General features: G+C 42.1%; 8 protein-coding genes. 1 reads left to right on the forward strand and 7 read right to left on the reverse strand.

What is annotated here, in order from left to right; all coding sequences use genetic code 11:
• Positions 1–429: 429 nt before the first annotated feature.
• The 7 genes from BLW34_RS14885 to BLW34_RS14925 all read right to left on the reverse strand — a co-directional run bounded on the left by BLW34_RS14885 (position 430) and on the right by BLW34_RS14925 (position 3,999).
• Positions 430–906 carry a DUF4112 domain-containing protein gene (locus tag BLW34_RS14885; RefSeq protein ID WP_090581252.1) on the reverse strand — a complete coding sequence of 159 codons (477 nt, stop codon included), beginning with the start codon at positions 904–906 and terminating at the stop codon, positions 430–432.
• A gap of 898 nt (positions 907–1,804) precedes the next feature.
• Positions 1,805–2,035 carry a transposase gene (locus tag BLW34_RS17575; protein WP_090581258.1) on the reverse strand — a complete coding sequence of 77 codons (231 nt, stop codon included), beginning with the start codon at positions 2,033–2,035 and terminating at the stop codon, positions 1,805–1,807.
• On the reverse strand, positions 1,993–2,244 hold the full coding sequence (locus BLW34_RS17580; protein WP_090581261.1) for a transposase: 252 nt from the start codon (positions 2,242–2,244) through the stop codon (positions 1,993–1,995). Before BLW34_RS17580 ends, BLW34_RS17575 begins: the two co-directional genes overlap by 43 nt.
• A gap of 16 nt (positions 2,245–2,260) precedes the next feature.
• The gene (locus tag BLW34_RS14905) at positions 2,261–2,515 is read right to left on the reverse strand and encodes a hypothetical protein (RefSeq protein WP_090581263.1); all 255 of its coding nucleotides are present in this window, start codon (positions 2,513–2,515) and stop codon (positions 2,261–2,263) included.
• A 448-nt stretch (positions 2,516–2,963) separates the two neighbouring features.
• Positions 2,964–3,266 carry a hypothetical protein gene (locus BLW34_RS14910; RefSeq protein WP_090581265.1) on the reverse strand — a complete coding sequence of 101 codons (303 nt, stop codon included), beginning with the start codon at positions 3,264–3,266 and terminating at the stop codon, positions 2,964–2,966.
• A gap of 30 nt (positions 3,267–3,296) precedes the next feature.
• Positions 3,297–3,497, reverse strand: coding sequence for a CsbD family protein (locus BLW34_RS14915; RefSeq protein ID WP_090581268.1), 201 nt, complete (start codon positions 3,495–3,497; stop codon positions 3,297–3,299).
• 334 nt (positions 3,498–3,831) lie between these two features.
• Positions 3,832–3,999: a DUF1328 domain-containing protein gene (locus BLW34_RS14925; RefSeq protein WP_090581275.1), complete on the reverse strand. Its 168-nt coding sequence runs from the start codon at positions 3,997–3,999 to the stop codon at positions 3,832–3,834.
• Between the two features lie 256 nt (positions 4,000–4,255).
• On the opposite strand from BLW34_RS14925, the gene BLW34_RS16645 reads away from it, so the two are divergent.
• Positions 4,256–4,440 (forward strand): hypothetical protein (locus BLW34_RS16645; protein WP_143037972.1); only part of this gene is annotated, 185 nt, incomplete at its 3' end.

Below are 4,440 nucleotides of genomic sequence, written 5' to 3' on the forward strand. Positions count from 1 at the left end.
GCGCTGAAAAACTTGGTATGCAACTCGTTCCCGCTCCTCAATCAACTTAAAAAATCATTCAACTAATCATGTGGATATATTGTGTTTCTTGAGAGTCTGAAGGGCCAGCATATCTGTCAGAAATGACTTTAGGACACTTCTAAATTCAGAGTTTTAAACAAGACGAGGCGAGAACAAAAAATGCTGATGCAACATATGATTGATATGTAAGGAACATTTTTTGTGAACAACGACGTATTGTGACGAAATATGGATTTTTAGAGGTGCCCTTTAGCAAAGCAAAGAATAGAAACATAGTACTGCCGATTGCATTCTTAAGAGTGGATCTTCAATTGGGTTAATCGCCCATATTTATTTCGACTTCTATAAAGCAACAAAACGCAGTAAGGCAGTGCTAAAACGAGGTCAGTGAAGTAGGCTTTTCTTATATCAGTTTCCTTCGACTGACAACCAAAGCCAACGTATCAACAGAAAGCCCAGCATACTGATAAAAGCTACACCGCAAAATACCACAAAACCCATGAGCCCCACAAAGAATCGACTATGCGTTACCGTTTTTTCTGGTTGTTCGAGATAATCATTGAGCAACTGAACATTACGCTGATTGGCTTTCCACATGAAATCTGAGACATCTCCAAATACAGGAATTATTCCCAAGATTGCATCTAATCCAATATTGAAAGCCATCTTTAGAAGAATTGATTTGGGCACGCCCATTTGAGCTGCTTGTGTGAGAATGTGGCTTGAGATTACTGCCCCAGCAGCATCCCCAATCCCGGGAATCAATCCAATCAATCCATCAAGACCGAATCGAATTTGTGTTCCTGGGATGCGGAAAGTATTATCTAATAGCCAAGCCAGTCGATTCAGCTTATCTTTTGATTGTGCGATCTGAGCTTTATTCATGTGATCGTATCCTTAAATATACAAAATGATGGGCAATAAAATTTTATGTGATAACTTAAGCCAACAGATAGCTATTAATTATTTTTTAACAACGTTAACAACGATTAGTAGCATCTTCAATCTTCTCACCGGCATTCTCAATAGCGCCACTAACTGCATTTTTGTTGTTCTCTATCCCTCTGTCTATTTTTTCACCCGCTCACTTGGCAGGACCTTGTTGTTCTACACAGCCTACCAGTATCAAGAATAACGATATCAGAAAAGTTGATAAGCTTATTTTGTTAATTTAATTCACCCCATATAAAGTTCAATTGCTGTTTATTTCCATAAATTTGGTAAAAACCATCGTCTTTAGACGGTGACCTTGACCTTAAATGTGTTGACTCATGCGCGTTTAGCTTGGTGCGGGTAGACGACTTTAGTCGTCTGCACCCAAGCTGCGTTAACCCACCTACTTTCAGTAGGTGGTAGTTTAGTTGTAGAAACATACCAAGTGAGCTCTAAACAAGTGTTATTTCGAGCAAGGCAAAAAATCTATTGCATTGACTGTTAATGACTTTTCCCTATACTCAAAATGACAAATACGAGCTTTCCAGAGTTTCTCTAATGTAAAAAATCATTTCTAATAGATTTTTCCAAATTCTTATATCGAAGAAGCTATTATTTAAATCTAGAAGTAGCCGATTTTATCGCGCCACCCAGTGTATCCCATGCACTCTCAACACCAGACTTGAGGTCTTTCCAAGCATCTTCACTGGCTTCTTTGAGTTCCGCAAGCTTCCCATCCACTGTTGCTTGCTTGGATTTTAACTCATCAATCTGCTTGTAATATTCAATTTGCGTAGTAGCTTCTGCTTTATCTGCCTTTGCTTTGAGTTTATTGATCTCTGCGGCACATTCATCCAGCTGCGCCTGCCCAGTAAGGTGAGATGTATTTCCAGAAGAGCTGAAACTCTTCGTTGAGCAAGTAACTTCTGACCGATCTCAAATTATACTTTAGCAACTCAGACAGCCGAGTCTCCTGTTTGTCCGTCAAGTGCTCCGGCCGCTTGAGTAGCAACCAGCGGGTTTTCGTTAAAATAGTACTCAGGCCTTTCTTTTTTTCGAATCCTTTGCTTCCTGGGCACATACCTCATCAATTGCTTTGCCAAGATGCGCCATGATGTGGAATCGATCCAAAATATGAAGGGCTCCCGCAGCCTTCTTAGCGATCACCTTCAGGTACGGCTTCCATATATCGCTACAGATAAACTCCAACGCCAGGCTCCGTTCTAACCCAAACCAACGGAAAAAACGCAACAAGGTCTTGACCGTGCGTTTCTCCCCAATCCACAGCAACCGCTAGCGGTGTGCATCAATCTGATAAACCAGCGTTAATAACTGTGTCCTCGCTGCCAAGCAATTTCGTCAGCACCGATCGCCTTAATACCCGACAAATCCTGGTGCCCCGTCCCCAGACCACAACCCGTTCGACTGAGCTGAATACATGATCCCAGGTTGTATGGAATGCTTGGGCAACTTCTTTCCGGCTCAAGCGCTTCGCCCAACCTGCTAGAAACCAACTATACGCCTCGGTCAGCCGATGTTTGCCTGAACCCAAGGCATCCATTCCACCCGAATGCCACAATCAGGACACGCAACACGACGTGGTGCATAGAGAAAAAACACCTTGTTACCCCACAAGGGAATAAACTCAATACGACCGACCGGCAGCGTGTCGTAACCAGGCCTCTTACGCGCCTACATACGCGACACACCACCGGGCGGCTGTTCCTGTGTGGCTATAGTTCAACATCCAGTGTCGGGACTAATGCATCTTCCACCCAACGAACTGTTCCATATACAAAATACAAAAGACTTGAATTTTTGAACACGATTGAGGATAGTCTTGATATGAATCCTATTCCTTTCCTTCTGATTGAAGGTTGCTCAACACCTCCATCTTCTGAGAAGAGCAACAGGATGCACCACCCTGGTACCTCAAAATCCAGAAAGAATATCACTCTCGCTACATGTTCGTTATAGCATTACCCACAAATTTTCATGAAGAGCCGTAATTAAAAACCATTCCTGACTTTGTCTGCACGATCTTCTAATCTGTCGGCTTCATCTTCAGCTGACTCTCTAAGCTGATCCGCACGATCCTCCATCTGGTCGGCTTGATTCTCGCGCCTCTTTTCCACTGCTTCTTTTGCAGCTTCATCTGCTTCTCTTATCTGATCCGCTTTTTCTTCCAACCTATCAGCCCGTGTTTCTGCATCATCCATTCTTTGAACGGAGCTTTGTGAATAGCTATTGGGTGCAACGATAATAAACGCGAAAGTAATGAAGGCCACGATCCTTTTCATTAATTTATTCATTTGAAATCTCCGTTTTAAGAGAAAAATACCTCATTTACATTTTTCTGAAAAATCATCAACTTGCTTTTCAGCTTCTTCCTTGGCAATTCCATATCTTTCCTGAATTCTGCCAATCAATTCTTCACGCTTTCCTTCAATAATATCCAGATCATCATTCGTCAATTCACCCCATTGCTGCTGTACCTTACCCTTGATCTGCGTCCAATTGCCTTTGACTTGATCCCAGTTCATAGTGACTACTCCTTTTATTAAAGTTGAGATAGCAATTTAGGGTTCCGTTAAAAATAACTTCCCGAAATCGCAAATTCGCCCTGCAAACTGTTCGTGCTGGGCTTGTCGAAGCATGAATGGCTTTGCCGCTACGGGGTGGAATTTTCCCGTCCATCCTGCGTTAAATTCAGGAAAAACGAAAAAGTTCTCTCGGCACCAAACAGGTAAGTTATTTCTTGCCATATTCTTAAAATGCGGACCCTAACTTGCTAGATACATTTGCAGAATCAGTACCTTTAATTGCTTATATGAGAAATTACCGGTTTATATCTAATGATTCATTACAATTACAAATTCACACAGGTGGTGGACGTCGTCCCATTACCCAGAATACAATCGCTAAAATAATACCGATAACAAACAAAATCCAAGCCATTTCCATTGCAATACCTGCGACGCCGGTAATGCCTAATAGAGCAGCAATTATTGCTATAACTAAGAAAGTAATCGCCAAATTTATCATGAGTTTTCTCCTTGATTAAGGCTCCAGATTAGCGTGTTAACTCAGCACATCAAACTGGAAATAATATTCAGAAGTATTGATGCTTCTGATCGATGGCGTCCCGCACTGTAGGCGTTACATAAGTCATGCTACAGCAGGAATTCTCTTTGGTATGTGCGATAACACACAAAGCACTAGATTAAACAGAACATCCTGATTGCCTCCTGGCCTGAATATTACATAAATCGGACAAATAGCGCTTCAAGTATCTGATATAATGAGGATTATCAAGAAACTGGTTCGTAAAAAATGCCTGCAATTACTCACCCCACTGCCAATTCTCCCCCCCGAACAACTTTGCTTTAACTCCATTCCCGGCTTCACAGTTCGCGCCGACTTTGCTGGAGGGGAGCTCTCCTCTGATTTTGGTGCAGTGGTATTGGATGCAGTCGATCATCGTAT

Source organism: Nitrosomonas sp. Nm58, assembly GCF_900107335.1.
Lineage (GTDB): Bacteria > Pseudomonadota > Gammaproteobacteria > Burkholderiales > Nitrosomonadaceae > Nitrosomonas.